The sequence below is a fragment of the Oceaniradius stylonematis genome (assembly GCF_965223445.1).
In the GTDB taxonomy this organism is placed as follows: Bacteria; Pseudomonadota; Alphaproteobacteria; order Rhizobiales; family Rhizobiaceae; genus Roseitalea; species Roseitalea stylonematis.
In genome coordinates this window covers 3,086,523-3,100,544 of the sequence record NZ_OZ244994.1, presented here as the reverse complement: position 1 = coordinate 3,100,544, position 14,022 = coordinate 3,086,523, and the positions used below count along the sequence as shown (strand labels likewise).

The window sequence follows — 14,022 nt, the reverse complement described above, 5'->3', positions numbered from 1 at the left end:
AACCAAGGGCCGTCGACCCGAGCGGCCTGCCTTGTTTCCGGCCATGTTTTCTGGTGCTTGGCGATGTTCCGCGCTAGGTACGCGGGGTGAGCGGCGCGGGGGGATACGCCGCCTGTGGCGATGCGGGCTCGATGCGGCGCCGCATGAAGAGCAAAGGGGCCGCGCACGAGGTGTTGCGTAACGGGTCGGGTCGACTGTCTGCGAAAGGAACTGCGCACCGCGCCGGCGCGCTGTCGGTTGCGCTCGCCCTGACGTTGACCGTCCACGTCCCCCAGGCCCGTGCCCTTGAACTGTTCGGCCTTTGTCTGTTCGGCGACTGCCGCAACGCGGTCGAGGCGCCCGACCTGATCGATCCCAAACCCTATGACGTGACGCTCACGGTCGAGGGTGCGGACGCCGACGTGGAAGCCGCCGTCAAGGCCGGCTCGGCGCTGTGGGGCGGCCGAAACGCGCCGGCCGCCGGTTCCGCCGGGCTTTTGTCGCGCGCACGCGCCGACTATCGGCGCATCCAGGCCGCGCTCTACGACGAGGCCCGCTATGGCGGCACGATCTCCATCCGCGCCGACGGACGGGAAGTGGCCGACCTGCCGGCGGGCCACGATTTCGCCGACGGAGCAGTGTTCACCGTCTCGGTCCGCCCAGGTCCGGTCTACACGTTCGCTGCGCTTGCCATCGACAATCTGCCGCCGCGCTCCGACGATCCGCGCGATCGCGTCGATGCGCCGTCGACAGCCGGATTCGCCACTGGCAGCCCGGCGCGCGCCGGTGCGGTGCGCCAGGCCGGACAATTGGCGGTCGAGGGCTGGCGCCAGCAGGGCCATGCCACAGCGCGCATCGCCGAGCGCGAGGCCGTCGCCAACCACCCGAACCGGACGCTACGGGTCCGTCTTGTTGTCGATCCGGGGCCGCGCGCCAGCTATGGCGCGGTCACCGTCGAGGGAACCGACCGGATGATCCCCTCCTTCGTTGCGCGGCAGACCGGCCTTCTGCCCGGCGACGAGTACGATCCCGACGACGTGGAGCGGGCCCGCGAGCGTCTGCGGCGGCTCGGTGTCTTCAACGCGGCCACCGTCAACCCTGCCGAAAAGGTGGAGGAGGACGGCACGCTGCCCGTCGCGGTGACCGTCGAGGAACGCAAGCTGCGCCGCATCGGCGCCGGCGCGACCTATTCGACGCTCGACGGGTTCGGCGCCGAAGCCTTCTGGCTACACCGCAATCTGTGGGGCCGCGCCGAGCGTTTGCGCATCGAGGGCGGCGTCTCCGGCGTCGACGGCAGTTTCAATGCCGGCAATTACGACTATCGGCTCGGCGCGACGCTCGGCCTGCCCGGCCGCTTCACGCCCGATACCGACATCACGCTCAGCGCGCTCGCCGATCGCGAGGTGCTGGACAGCTATACCCGAACCGGCGCCGAAACGTCGGTCGGCGTCGTTCACTACCAGTCCAACCGGCTGACCTGGTCGGGCAGCCTGTTCGTCGATTATGCCGAGTTCGAGGATGCGATGGGCAAACGCCGCCTCGGCCTCGTCGGCGGCAGCGCCGGGCTTGAATATGATGCGCGCAACGATCCGCTCGATTCGACCGCCGGCTTTTTCGCCTCGGCATCGGCGACGCCTTTCTACGAATGGGAGTTCGGCAATCCGGCGGTTCAGTTCGATGGCGAGGTCCGCGCCTATCAGGCGCTGGGTGACGGTGGCCGCACGGTGCTGGCCGGCCGCGTCACGGCCGGATCGATCATCGGTCCCGCGCCGGCCTTCCTGCCGCCCGACAGGCTCTACTTCGCCGGCGGCGGCACATCGGTGCGCGGCTTCGCCTATCGCTCGATCGGCGGCGCGGACAGCACGACCACAGGCGGCAAGTCGCTGATCGAGGCATCGGCGGAAATCCGGCAGGGGGTTACCGACACGATCTCGGTGGTCGGTTTCATCGACGCGGCGATGGTCGGCACCGACTCGCTGCCCGCCTTCGACCGGACGCCGCTCGCCGGCGCCGGTCTCGGCCTGCGCTACAAGACCGGGCTCGGCCCGCTCAGGCTCGATGCCGCAACGCCGCTCAATCCGCGTCCGGGCGATGGCCGGTTCGCCATCTATGCCGGCATCGGGCAGGCATTCTGACATGACGTATCTGTCCCGCATCGCCATTCTTCTCGTCGCGCTGCTCGGCGTGACGCTGACGGGCGCCCTGGCGCAGGACAATGAGGAAGCCGAACGCTCCGGCTTCATCCGCTTCGTCGAAGAGCAGATATCGGCGCCGAACATGCAGATCAGGCTGATCGGCATCGAGGGGTCGCTGTCGTCCGATGTCCGGCTCGAGCGGATCACCATCTCTGACGATGACGGCGTCTGGCTGACCATCGAGGAACCGCGGCTCGTCTGGCAGCGATCGGCGCTGTTGCGCGGGCGGCTGGTGATCGACGAATTGTCGGCGACATCGCTCGATTTCGTCCGGCCGCCGCTGCCCGACGACAGCCTGCCCGAACCCGAAGCCGGCGGCTTCTCGGTGCCCGAATTGCCGGTGGCCGTCCAGATCGCGGAACTCAGCCTGCCGCGCGCATCGTTTGGCGAGACCGTGTTCGGCCTGCAATCGGTGCTCTCGCTCGCCGGCAGCCTTTCGCTCGATGGCGGCAATCTGGCCGCCGATCTCGACATCGACCGGCTCGACGGACCGGGCGGCAGCCTTGATCTCGACGCAACGCTCGAAGGCGAAAACCTCGATCTGCAGGTCTTGCTGAGCGAGCCAGATGACGGTGTCGTCGCCAATCTGCTGAACCTTCAGGGGCGCCCGCCCGTGGCGCTGACGCTTGCAGGCGGCGGTCCGCTCGATGCACTCGGCATCGATCTTGGCTTCGATGTGGATGGCGCGCGCATCCTCGAAGGCCGGCTCGAGACGCGCCGCGGCTTTCTGGCGGGTGCGACCGAACTCACCTTTTCGCTGGGCGGGCCGCTGGCTGACATCTTGCCGGCGCGCGAGCGCGAATTCTTCGGCGACCGCACGGATTTGGCCGGCCGGCTTTTGCTCGATGATGACGACGGCACCCGCATCGAAGAAGTCACGATCGAAAGCGGCGCACTGAACGGTCGCGTCACCGGGCGCCTGCTGCCCGATGCTTTCCCCGCAGAGTTAGGTGCCGATTTCCGCCTTGCCCGCCCCGGCGGCGGCCCCGTGTCGCTGCCCGGCGCGGGCGATGTCACGGTCGGCAGCGCCCGCATCACGCTTGATTATGGCGGCGCCGACTGGACCGCCAGAGCGGACATGGAAGCGCTGGCGACCCCCGGTCTGTCGATCGGATCGGTCGGCATTGGGGGCTCGGGCACGCTTGCCGATTTGCCCGATCCGAACGCCCGCTCGGTCTCGTTTGCGCTGACGGGCGCTGCGCGCGCGCTCGAAGCTGCGGACGCAGCACTGTCCGAGGCGCTTGGCGACACGGTCAATGTCGATGTTCGCGGTGAATGGCAGGCCGGTGAACCGCTCACCCTGTCCGGCCTGACGCTTGCCGGCGACACGGCGCGTGTCGAGGGCACCGGTATCGTCGAAGGCTGGGCGTTCGACGGCACATCGGTGCTGGATGCGCCCGATCTATCGCCCTTTTCGGCGCTTGCCGGGCGCGATCTGGCCGGCGCGGCCTCACTGGCGCTCAATGGAACGGTCGCGCTGATCGGCGGCGGTTTCGACATGATCGTCGATGGCGGTGCGACCGGCCTGCAGGCGGGCGACGACATGGCCGGCCGGCTTCTGGCCGGCGATCTGGCGCTTGGCGGCGGCGTTGCCCGGACGGCCGATGGCCTCTTTTTTTCCGCGTTCGAAGCGGCCAACGACCAGCTGTCGCTGGCAATCAGCGGAACGCTTGCGAGCGAGACGGCCGATCTGCGCGGCGCCCTGTCGCTTGCCGATCTTGGGCTGGTCGATGCGCGCTCGTCCGGCAGCGCCGGCATCCAGATCGCGGTCGATCGCGCCGCGGCGCCGGCATCGGATGCGCCGCCCGAGGACGATGCCGAACGGCCCTATGCCGTCACCGCATCGCTTCTGGTGCCGGCCGGCCGCCTGGCGGGCCAGCCGGTGTCGGGCATGCGGGTCGGTTTCGCCGGCGAGGCGATCGGGGATCGCGTCGCCGGACGGTTGGACGGAAGTGGCGAACTGGCGGGCCAGCCGGTCGAGGTCCAGGCGCAGGTCACGCGTGACGGCGCGATTTATTCCGTACGCGATCTGCTGCTTGAGGCGGGCGCGGGGCGGCTGGCCGGAACCCTCTCTTATGGCGATGGTCTGGCCAATGGCAGCCTGACGGTCGATGCAAGCGACGTATCGGGCCTTGCCGCGCTTGCGCTCATCGAAGCTTCCGGCGGGCTGGACGCCGACATCGGTCTGGCCGCCCGCGAAGGCGAACAGGATGTCACGGCCAGCGCGGCGGTGCGGTCGCTTACGATTGCCGGCGTGTCGGTCATGAGCGGCAAATTCGATGCGGCGCTCTCCGATCTCTTCGGCACCGTCTCGGGCCGGGCCGAAGCGGAGCTGCGATCGGTCGACATTGGCGGCACCGTCATCCGGTCCGCCACGGCCACAGTTCGACCCTTGAACGGTGCCGAGACGCTCGCCTTCGAGGCCAACGTCGCGCTGGCGGACGGGACGGCCCTGGATACGGAAGGCAATGCCGCTTTGGGCGATGTGACACGGATCGGCCTTGCGACGCTGTCCCTCGATACGCGCTATGGCGACGCGCGGCTTGCCGCACCGGCCCGCATCGTCATCGACGGCGGCACGACGCGGATAGAGAGCCTTTCGCTGGACATCGAAGGCGGGCGCGTGACCGCGAGCGGGACGGTCGGCGAAGCGCTGGACCTCGATCTCGTCTTCAACGGTCTGCCGGCCGGTCTGGCCAACACGGTCCAGCCCGGGCTGGGCGCGGCGGGCGCCTTGAGCGGGCGCGTTGAGGTAACGGGCACGCCTGGCGATCCGCGGGCTTCGTTTGCGATCGGTGGCGAGGGCCTGACGGCGACCGTGATACGCCAGGCGGGCGTCACGCCGTTCTCGGTGACGACATCGGGGAGTTTCGGCGGGCAAAGGATTGCCGTTTCAGGCTTTTCGGCGCGCAACGGTCAGGGCGCGGCGATCGACGCTTCCGGGACCGTGCCGCTGGCGGGCGGCGCCCTTGACGTCACCGCGTCGGGAGCGGCGCCGCTGGAACTGGTCAATGCCGTGCTGGCCGGGCGCGGCACGCGCCTTTCCGGCACCGCGCGGTTCGATGCCCGCATCGGCGGTGCGCTGGCACGGCCGGCCGTGTCCGGGCTGGTCTCGATTTCCGGCGGCCGGATCACCGATCCGGGTGCCAACATCGATCTGACCGGCGTCAACCTGCTGGCGGGGCTCGAAGGCGACCGCCTCGTCATCCGCAACGCATCGGCAAGCCTTGCCGGCGGCGGTGGGTTGACGCTGTCGGGCACGGTCGGCCTCGGCGCCGGTTTGCCGGCCGATCTGACGCTGGCGCTCGCCGGTGCGCGCTATTCCGACGGCCAACTCTTTTCCGCCGATCTTGGCGCGGACCTCTCCATCACCGGACCGTTGAGCGGCGGGGCGACGATCGCCGGCACGGTCGATATCGCCCGCGCCGAGATCACCGTGCCGGAGACCTTTGCGGGCGACGCCGACCTGATCGATGTGCGCCATATCGACCCCGATGCCGGCACGCGCGCGACGCTGGAGCGGATCGCTTCGGTGATGCCCCGCACCGATGGCGGCGATCCGTCGGCGCCCTACAGGCTCGATGTGCGCATCAATGCGCCCAGCCAGATGTTCGTGCGCGGCCGCGGCCTTGACGCGGAACTGGGCGGGCAGGTCCGCGTGACCGGCCCGCTCGATGCGCTCGCGCCCGTCGGCGCCTTCAACCTGATCCGCGGACGGCTGTCCCTGCTGGCGCGGCGGCTCGACTTCACCAATGGCGCGGTGACGCTGACCGGCAATCTCGATCCGTTCATCAACATGACCGCGCAGACCTCCAATGGCGATCTGACGGCGTTCGTCACCATCATCGGCCCGGCATCGGACCTCGACGTGCGGCTTTCGTCCTCGCCTTCCCTGCCCGAAGACGAGATTCTGGCCCGCATCCTGTTCGGCGAGGACATTGGCAGCCTGTCGCCGGCGCAACTGGCGCAACTGGCCGCCGCCGCCGCTTCGCTCGCCGGCGGCGGGTCCGATCTGGCCGGCGGGCTGCGCGGCGCGCTCGGCGTCGACGATCTCGACGTCGTCCAGGACGAAGGGGGCGGCGTGGCCGTGCGCGCCGGCCGTTATCTTTCCGACAATGTCTATCTGGAGGTGGAGGCCGGCGCCGACGGGGCCGAGACATCCATCAATCTGGACATCACCGATTCCGTGACCGCCCGCGGCAGCGCCACGACGGGCGGCGATTCGTCGATCGGCCTGTTCTTCGAACGCGACTACTGAAAGCGCGGCGTGTCGCGACCAGATCGCGTCGCAACGCTTGGTGTGCAAGGCTTTTGCGGCTTTTTCCGGTCTTCGCGGCGGCCCGCTGCCCGCTTCCGAATTGTTAACGGCTGTTAAAGTCGATGAACAGTTCCTGACCAAAATCGTGTCATTTGTGCAACATCGCATTCCTATCAGCGGCAACGGGGCCGGCATGACCCCAATTGCGTGTTGCGCGGCCAGATGGGTTGGGTCATGAACGGATCAGGAAACGGGCGGGTCTGCCTGTTTCTGCGTTAGGGGATGGGACAGGCAGTCCTGTAGAACACCCCAGACCCGTTTCGAACTTTGACTGGAGGTCAATTATGAAAATCAAGAGCCTTCTTCTTGGCTCGGCCGCGGCGATGATGGCCGTGTCGACTGCACAGGCAGCCGACATCATCATCCCCGAGCCCGAAGTTGTCGAATATGTCCGCGTCTGCGATGCAGCCGGCACCGGCTTCTTCTACATCCCGGGCACCGAAACCTGCCTGCGCATCCACGGCTATGTCCGTTACGACATCGGCTTTGGCGATGCGCCGCAAACGGGCGTCACTGACGCCACCGGCAACGAGACTTGGCGCAAACGCGCCCGCGCATCGTTCCGCGTTTCGACCTGGGCCGATACCGAACTGGGTCCGCTCCGCACCTATGTGGAAACACGTTGGCAGCGGGACACCAACACAGTTACCGTCGTGGCCCCCGGTGCAGCAGCCACTCCGGTGTTCACCGGCTATGAAAATGCAGGCGAATTCGAAATCAACTTCGCCTACATCGATCTGGCCGGCCTGCGCATCGGTAAGGACGAGTCGTTCTTCTCAACATTTACCGGCTACGGCGCGCCAACCAACTACACATTCGCTTACGGCCCGTTCGACACCAACCTGATCAGCTATACCTTCACTGGCGGCGCGTTCTCGGCAGGTATCTCGCTCGAACAGGGCAACAACAGCGTTACAACGCAGTGGACGCAAGTGGCACTTGATGCGAACGGCGATGGAACACCCGATGCCGTTCAGTTTGCCACCGGGATCGGTGGATGGGGGATCGACGACTATGTACCGCACATCGTTGCCGGTGCCGGTTACGATGGCGGCGCCTTCAATATTCGTGGCGTTATCGGCTACGACACCCGCAACGGTGCAGGACAGGGCGGCTGGGCCGGCAAGATCCGTGGCGACGTGGACTTCGACCCGTTCTCTGCATTCGTCATGCTGATGTATGGCGAAAACTCTTCGGCCTATACCGAATGGCGCCGTGGCGCCGCCGCGGCTGAGACGTTCTCCGTTCTAGGTGGTGCCTCCTACGCGGCGACCGACAACCTGTCCGTCAACGCCGCGGTACAATGGCAGGAAGGCAACGGTGCCGGCGACCTTTGGACCGTTGTCGGCAACGTCGACTACGACATCGTTCCCGGTTTCCAGTTCCGGCCGGAAGTTGTCTACCAAAACGGTCCCGGAGCAGACACAATTGGCGGCTTCGTGCGCTTCGAGCGCTCGTTCTAAGCGTCCCTCCGACGCTTCACAAGCAACTACAAGAAACCCGGCAGGCAACTGCCGGGTTTTTCTTTTCAGAACTTTTATTCCGTCTTTTCTTTCTGATCCGGAATTGACAATAAGACCAACTGCTCATTCCCTCGTTGCAGAGGGGGATTGGCGATCAATATGCATGTATCGGTTTTCGCGTTCTACGAGTCTTTTCACAATGTCTTGTGGGAAGATGGAAATCACAAGAGAAACGTTTTCAGATTTCTTTTGGAAATTGACGATGTCATCCAGAGAAATTCTATCGAAAAACTGGACGACGGACTTGTCGATCAATTGATTTCGTATTACCGTAAAAAGGGAAATTCCAACGCGACCATCAACAGAAAACTGGCCGCGCTTTACAAAATACTTCGGAAAGCGGAGCGTGCAGGTCTGATTACTCGACTTCCATCCTATGTTCGACTGCCGGAGAAAAACGCGCGTGTCCGCTTTTTGACGCGCGAAGAAGAGCGGTTTTTGCTACCTAGACTTGAAGAACGCGACAAATCCTACAAAAACCTGTGCATTTTCCTGATCGATACTGGCGCGCGCGTCGGCGAAGCGCTCGGCCTGAAACATGGCGATGTCCACAATGGCCGTGCCACCTTCTGGATCACCAAATCCGGCCGGAGTCGCACCGTTCCGCTGACCGATCGTGCCGTCTGTGCGCTGGCCGATCAGGGGCGCCAGCCCGGCGGCCCGTTTCACGGCGTCGCCTACCAGAAGTTCCTCTATCACTGGAACGCCGTGAAGCGGGACATGGGGCTGAAGGACGATCCGCAATTCGTGCCCCACATGCTGCGCCACACCTGCGCGTCGCGGCTGGTCCAGGCGGGCATCGACCTGCGCCGGGTGCAGACATTTCTCGGCCACCAGACGATCCAGATGACGCTGCGCTATGCGCATCTGGCCACCGACGATCTGGACCAGTGCGTGATCGCGCTCGACCGGGTCAACGCCAAGAACGAACGGCCCGATTCGCACAAGCATAACGGGAAAACGATGCCCGGCGCGGCTGCCGCCGGCCGTCGCAGAAGCGCCGGCAAGAGGCATCCGGCGCCCGCCGACTGAGGCGGGTCATCGGTCGCGCGGCGCCCAGCCGAGCGTCATCGACAGTGTTATCGCGTCGCCGGGCGCCAGCACGATCATGCCCGGGTGACCGGGCACGTTGACGGCATCGACGGCGTGGCTGACCGGCTCGAAACAGAAAAAGCCCGCGTCCACGCTCGGCGCAAAAACCATCGCATGGTCAATACTTTGCGGAGCCTTGACGGTGACATCGATCCCCAGATCCGGTTGCGCGACCCATGCCCGCCCGTCCCAGCCGGCAAAGCAGTTGTCGATCGGAGCGTCGGGCAGCGCGGACGGTTTGGAAAAATCCCATTGCGGCCTGTCGGCGATTGGCATGCGTTTCGTCGGCAGGTTGGCCGCGTCCGACAGCCAGACATGGCTGGCCCTGAAGCACAGTGTCGTACGATCAAGGCGCGGCAACCATGGGTGGAAACCGCCGCCGAACGGCAGACGCGCTCCGGTGTTGGTCGCGGTCAGCGTGCCGTGCAGGGTTCCGTCTTCGAGGCGCCATTCGATCCGGGCAGAGTAGCGCCACGGGCCGATGGCTCCCTCGTCGAGCGCCAGTTCGATGCGGTCGGCCTGGTGCGCCACGACGGACCAGGCCCTCTGAAGCCCATCGCCGTGCAGGGGGCAGGGATCGTCGTCCGGCAGGTTGGGCGGCACAGGATGAAACGAGCCGTCGAACCCGAACCCCCCGCCGGAGATACGGTTGGCGAACGGCAACATCAGGTTGCAGGCCAGATCGAAGGGGTGATTGCCGCCGGCAGCCGTCGGCCGGAGCACCGGTTTTGGGCCGTCGGCGGTCAGGGCGTCGAACCGGGCAAGGCCGGCGCCCATGTCCGGCCGCACGGCAATCCTTGAACGCGCATCCTCGACGATCAGCATGGCCGGGTCGCCGATACTCAGGCCACCGAACTCCATGGATGCTGATGCGGCGCGGCTTCGGGATGGTTGCGGACGAAATGGTGGAGCACATGCAGCAGCATCCGCACATGGTCGCGGTCGCCGCGTGCCTGCGCCACGCGGATATCGTCGATGATCATCCGCCCGATCGTCTCATAGCCGTGCGCCTCGTGCGCCAGATAGTCGCCATAGGCGGCGGCGACGCCTTCGGGCACGTGCTCATGCTCGGCAATGGCGAGGATTTCCTCCTCGCTGAGATCGCACATGCCGACAATGTCATCGAGCGATATCATGCCGGCAGGAAACCATGACATTGCCCGGCGCGCAACCTTCGGCGAAGCGGACGTTCCGGCCGGTTCATGTCAGGATGATGTCGGCGCCGACGCTCTGTTCGAGCACAAGGCCGGCATTCGGCAGATCGTTGCGCTCGGCCCGGCCGATCGCTGCATTGCGGTCGTGGCCGAGCGCAAGCCACCGTTCGACCAGGCGCTCGGAAAGGGTCGGCATGGCGGGGGCGACGAAGACGGTCAGGTCGTAGTGCGCCTGCGCGCCGCGCCAGGGCTCGTCGCACAGGAGCAGGTAGTTACCCTCGATGACGACGACCTCCACGGATCGGGCGATGATGGCGGCGCCGGCGATTGCAAGATCGGCTTTGCGGTCGAAGACCGGGTGCACCACGTCGCCTTGGGCACCGCGGATCAGCGCGACCATCCGGCAAAAGCCGTCCGCGTCGAAGGTTTCGGGCGCGCCCTTGCGCGCCAGCAGGCCCTTTTGTTCGAGAATGCGGTTGTCGAGATGATAGCCGTCCATGGGCAGCAGCGCGGCGCTGCCCCCTCCCCCTTCGTTCAGCGCGCCGACCAGTTCCGTGGCCAGCGTCGACTTGCCGGATCCGGGCGGGCCGGCAATCGCCACCATCAGCCTGCGGCCTGGGACACGGCGGGCGCGCACGGCGGCAAGAACGCGGGCCAGATTGTCCAGCCGCGTGTCGGCCATCAGGCCGCCAGCGCCGACGCAGGCGGTTCCTTGGCGCCTGTCATGAAGGCGACCGCATCGGACATGGAATGGTCTGTCGGGTCGATCACGCACAGGCGGCGCCCGAGCCGGTGAACATGGATACGGTCGGCCACCTCGAAGACATGCGGCATGTTGTGGGAGATCAGGATGATCGGAATGCCGCGCGCTTTGACGTCCTGGATCAGTTCAAGCACCTTGCGGCTTTCCTTGACGCCAAGCGCGGCCGTCGGCTCGTCGAGGATGATGACCTTGGAGCCGAACGCGGCGGCACGGGCGACCGCAACGCCCTGACGCTGGCCGCCCGACAGGGTTTCGACCGCCTGGTTGATGTTCTGGATGGTCATCAGGCCCAGTTCGTTCAGCTTTTCGCGGGCGAAGGCTTCCATCGCCCGATGGTCGAGCTGGCGGAACCATTTGCCCATGATGCCCGGTTTTCGCAGTTCGCGGCCCATGAACATGTTGTCGGTGATCGACAGGGCAGGCGACATGGCCAGCGTCTGGTAGACGGTCTCAATGCCGGCATCGCGCGCATCGAGCGGCGAGTGGAAGCGCACCGGCTTGCCTTCGAGCCAGACCGTGCCCTCATCTGGCGCGACGGCGCCCGAGACGGCCTTGATCAGCGTCGACTTGCCGGCGCCATTGTCGCCGATCACAGCGAGGATCTCGCCCGGATAGAGTTCGAAGTCGCAATCGTCGAGCGCGGTCACGCGGCCATACCGCTTGGTCAGACCCTTGGCCTTGAGGATGGGGTCGACACGCTGTTCCATCACACCGACACCTTTCTGATCCACTGGTCGACCGTCACGGCGGCGATGATCAGAAGGCCGATCAGGAGATAGGTCCATTGCGCGTCGGCGCCCATCAGGCGCAAACCCAGCGTGAAGACACCGACGATCAGCGCGCCGAACAGCATTCCCAGGATCGATCCCCGCCCTCCGAACAGCGAGATGCCGCCAATGACCACGGCGGTGATGGATTCAATGTTGGTCAGCTGGCCCGATGTCGGCGAAACCGAGCCGATGCGGCCGATCAGCGCCCAGCCGGCGAACGCGCAGATCAATCCGGCCAGCGCGTAGACCGAGATAAGCACGCGATCGACCTCGACGCCCGACAATTCGGCCGCCTCCTTGTCGTCGCCGACCGCATAGACGTGTCGCCCCCAGGCCGTCTGGCGCAGCACATAGGCGAGCAGAAGCGTCAGCAGCACCATGAAGATCACGCCATAGGTGAAGATCGCGCCGCCGATCTCGATCTTGTTTCCGAAGAATTGCAGCAGCGGCGCGTTCGCCTCGATCTCCTGGGAGCGGATCGTCTCGTTGGCCGAATAAAGGAAGTTTGTGGCCAGCACGATCTGCCACATGCCGAGCGTGACGATGAAGGGCGGCAGCTTCATCTTGGCCACGAGAAAGCCGTTGATGAAGCCGCACAGCGTGCCGCACAACAGCCCGCAGGCAACGGCGACCTCAGGCGGCAGGCCGTAGCGGAACGTGAACTGGCCCATCACGACCGAGGACAGGACCATGATCGCGCCGACCGACAAATCGATGCCTGCGGTCATGATGACGAGCGCCTGCGCGCAGCCGACAATGCCGACAATCTGCACCTGCTGCAGGATCAGCGTCAGCGCGAAAGGCGAGAAAAATTTCGAGCCCAGCAGCACGCCGAAGACGGCGACCGACAGCACCAGGACGATCAGCGGAACCAAGGCCGGGTTCTGGTGCAGCAGATGCTGGAAGCGCTGCAACGGCGTCTGCTCGCGGCCGGCAAAGGAGGCGATCTCCGTCGGGCTGGTCGAGGCGGCGGCTTCGTAATCCTGGGGGTTCATGACGGCGCTCGCTGGGCAGGATCGAAACGGACGGGCCGGTGCCCGTCCGTCATGTTAGCGGTTTTGACGGCCGATGTCGCCGGGGCTCAACCCCAGCAGAGGTTCATGCCCTCTTCGACCGAGATGGACTCGACGCCATCGACCGGCGCGCCGGTGACGAGCGCGACGCCCGTGTCGAAGAAGTCCTTGCCCTCGGTCGGCTCGGGCTTGACGCCTTCATCGGCCCATTTCTTGATCGCCTCGATGCCGAGCGATGCCATCAGCAGCGGATATTGCTGCGAGGTGGCGCCGATCACGCCGTCGGCGATGTTCTGGACGCCCGGGCAGCCGCCATCGACGGACACGATCAGCACATCGTTCTCGCGGCCGATCGCGCGCAGCGCTTCATAGGCGCCCGCGGCAGCCGGCTCGTTGATCGTGTAGACGACATTGATCATCGGATCCTTGGCGAGCAGGTTTTCCATGGCGCGGCGGCCACCCTCCTCGTTGCCGGCGGTCACATCGTTGCCGACGATGCGCGGATCGTCCTCGTCGCCCCATCTGCTGGGGTCCTTCACGTCGATGCCGAAGCCGGTCAGGAACCCCTGGTCGCGCAAAACGCCGACGGTCGGCTGGCTGACGGCCAGATCGAGCATGCCGATCTTGGCGTCGGCGGCCGCATCGCCGAGCGTTGCCGCGGCCCATTGGCCGATCAGTTCGCCGGCGAGGAAGTTGTCGGTGGCGAACGTCGCGTCGGCGGCTTCGATCGGATCGAGCGGCGTGTCGAGCGCGATCACAAGTAGGCCCGCGTCACGCGCCTGCTGTACCGAAGAGACGATGGACGATGTGTCCGAAGCGGTGATCAGGATGCCCTTGGCCCCGTCGGCAATGCAGGTCTCGATGGCCTGGACCTGGGTCTCATGATCGCCATCGATCTTGCCAGCGAACGATTTGAGATCGATGCCGAGTTCCTCGGCCTTGGCCGTGGCGCCCTCGCGCATCTTGACGAAGAACGGGTTGGTGTCGGTCTTGGTGATGAGGCAGGCGCCGATCGCGTGATCGTCGGCGCTGGCCGGCACGGTGAAAGCGGCAGTGGCGGCGAGCGCGCCGGCGCATGCGGCAAGAAGCGTCTTTTTCATGTTTCCTCCCATGGCGGCCATGCCGCCGAACATTTTCCTCCCGCCCGGCAAATGGACGAGCGCGGCCAATGGACACCAAGCGAACCAGCCTGTCAATAATTAAATCAACTTGATT

At 65.8% G+C, this 14,022-nt stretch carries 10 protein-coding genes; 4 read left to right on the top strand and 6 right to left on the bottom strand.

Annotation, left to right across the window (positions count from 1 at the left end; genetic code table 11):
* The first annotated feature begins 143 nt into the window (after positions 1 to 143).
* The 4 genes from ACOQOU_RS15250 to ACOQOU_RS15235 all read left to right on the top strand — a co-directional run bounded on the left by ACOQOU_RS15250 (position 144) and on the right by ACOQOU_RS15235 (position 9,047).
* A complete protein-coding gene (locus tag ACOQOU_RS15250; RefSeq protein WP_306024601.1) occupies positions 144 to 2,114 on the top strand; it encodes an autotransporter assembly complex protein TamA in 1,971 nt (656 codons plus the stop codon).
* Between the two features lies 1 nt (position 2,115).
* Entirely contained in the window at positions 2,116 to 6,432 is a 4,317-nt protein-coding gene (locus ACOQOU_RS15245; RefSeq protein ID WP_306024600.1) for a translocation/assembly module TamB domain-containing protein, read from the top strand.
* A gap of 344 nt (positions 6,433 to 6,776) precedes the next feature.
* A complete protein-coding gene (locus ACOQOU_RS15240) occupies positions 6,777 to 7,955 on the top strand; it encodes a porin (RefSeq protein ID WP_306024599.1) in 1,179 nt (392 codons plus the stop codon).
* Between the two features lie 147 nt (positions 7,956 to 8,102).
* On the top strand, positions 8,103 to 9,047 hold the full coding sequence (locus ACOQOU_RS15235; protein WP_306024598.1) for a tyrosine-type recombinase/integrase: 945 nt from the start codon (positions 8,103 to 8,105) through the stop codon (positions 9,045 to 9,047).
* Positions 9,048 to 9,053: 6 nt separating this feature from the next.
* Here ACOQOU_RS15235 and ACOQOU_RS15230 read toward each other — a convergent pair whose 3' ends face one another.
* The 6 genes from ACOQOU_RS15230 to ACOQOU_RS15205 all read right to left on the bottom strand — a co-directional run bounded on the left by ACOQOU_RS15230 (position 9,054) and on the right by ACOQOU_RS15205 (position 13,907).
* Positions 9,054 to 9,968, bottom strand: a complete 915-nt coding sequence (locus ACOQOU_RS15230) for an aldose 1-epimerase (protein ID WP_306024597.1) — start codon at positions 9,966 to 9,968, stop codon at positions 9,054 to 9,056.
* Positions 9,950 to 10,264, bottom strand: coding sequence for a hypothetical protein (locus ACOQOU_RS15225; protein WP_306024596.1), 315 nt, complete (start codon positions 10,262 to 10,264; stop codon positions 9,950 to 9,952). The genes ACOQOU_RS15230 and ACOQOU_RS15225 overlap by 19 nt, the downstream gene beginning before the upstream one ends.
* 43 nt (positions 10,265 to 10,307) lie before the next feature.
* Positions 10,308 to 10,943 (bottom strand): nucleoside/nucleotide kinase family protein, encoded by a 636-nt coding sequence (locus ACOQOU_RS15220; RefSeq protein WP_306024595.1) that lies wholly within the window; start codon positions 10,941 to 10,943, stop codon positions 10,308 to 10,310.
* Entirely contained in the window at positions 10,943 to 11,731 is a 789-nt protein-coding gene (locus ACOQOU_RS15215) for an ATP-binding cassette domain-containing protein (protein ID WP_109767237.1), read from the bottom strand. Before ACOQOU_RS15215 ends, ACOQOU_RS15220 begins: the two co-directional genes overlap by 1 nt.
* Positions 11,731 to 12,789 carry an ABC transporter permease gene (locus ACOQOU_RS15210; RefSeq protein ID WP_109767238.1) on the bottom strand — a complete coding sequence of 353 codons (1,059 nt, stop codon included), beginning with the start codon at positions 12,787 to 12,789 and terminating at the stop codon, positions 11,731 to 11,733. Before ACOQOU_RS15210 ends, ACOQOU_RS15215 begins: the two co-directional genes overlap by 1 nt.
* A gap of 86 nt (positions 12,790 to 12,875) precedes the next feature.
* Positions 12,876 to 13,907 carry a sugar ABC transporter substrate-binding protein gene (locus ACOQOU_RS15205; RefSeq protein ID WP_306024594.1) on the bottom strand — a complete coding sequence of 344 codons (1,032 nt, stop codon included), beginning with the start codon at positions 13,905 to 13,907 and terminating at the stop codon, positions 12,876 to 12,878.
* Positions 13,908 to 14,022 lie beyond the last annotated feature (115 nt).

Excerpts from the sequence above, each read along its gene's own strand:
- ACOQOU_RS15250 (WP_306024601.1), top strand. The coding sequence starts at position 144 with ATGAAGAGCAAAGGGGCCGCGCACGAGGTGTTGCGTAACGGGTCGGGT.
- ACOQOU_RS15245 (WP_306024600.1), top strand. The coding sequence starts at position 2,116 with ATGACGTATCTGTCCCGCATCGCCATTCTTCTCGTCGCGCTGCTCGGC.
- ACOQOU_RS15240 (WP_306024599.1), top strand. The coding sequence starts at position 6,777 with ATGAAAATCAAGAGCCTTCTTCTTGGCTCGGCCGCGGCGATGATGGCC.
- ACOQOU_RS15230 (WP_306024597.1), bottom strand. The coding sequence starts at position 9,968 with ATGGAGTTCGGTGGCCTGAGTATCGGCGACCCGGCCATGCTGATCGTC.
- ACOQOU_RS15225 (WP_306024596.1), bottom strand. The coding sequence starts at position 10,264 with ATGTCATGGTTTCCTGCCGGCATGATATCGCTCGATGACATTGTCGGC.
- ACOQOU_RS15220 (WP_306024595.1), bottom strand. The coding sequence starts at position 10,943 with ATGGCCGACACGCGGCTGGACAATCTGGCCCGCGTTCTTGCCGCCGTG.
- ACOQOU_RS15215 (WP_109767237.1), bottom strand. The coding sequence starts at position 11,731 with ATGGAACAGCGTGTCGACCCCATCCTCAAGGCCAAGGGTCTGACCAAG.
- ACOQOU_RS15210 (WP_109767238.1), bottom strand. The coding sequence starts at position 12,789 with ATGAACCCCCAGGATTACGAAGCCGCCGCCTCGACCAGCCCGACGGAG.
- ACOQOU_RS15205 (WP_306024594.1), bottom strand. The coding sequence starts at position 13,907 with ATGAAAAAGACGCTTCTTGCCGCATGCGCCGGCGCGCTCGCCGCCACT.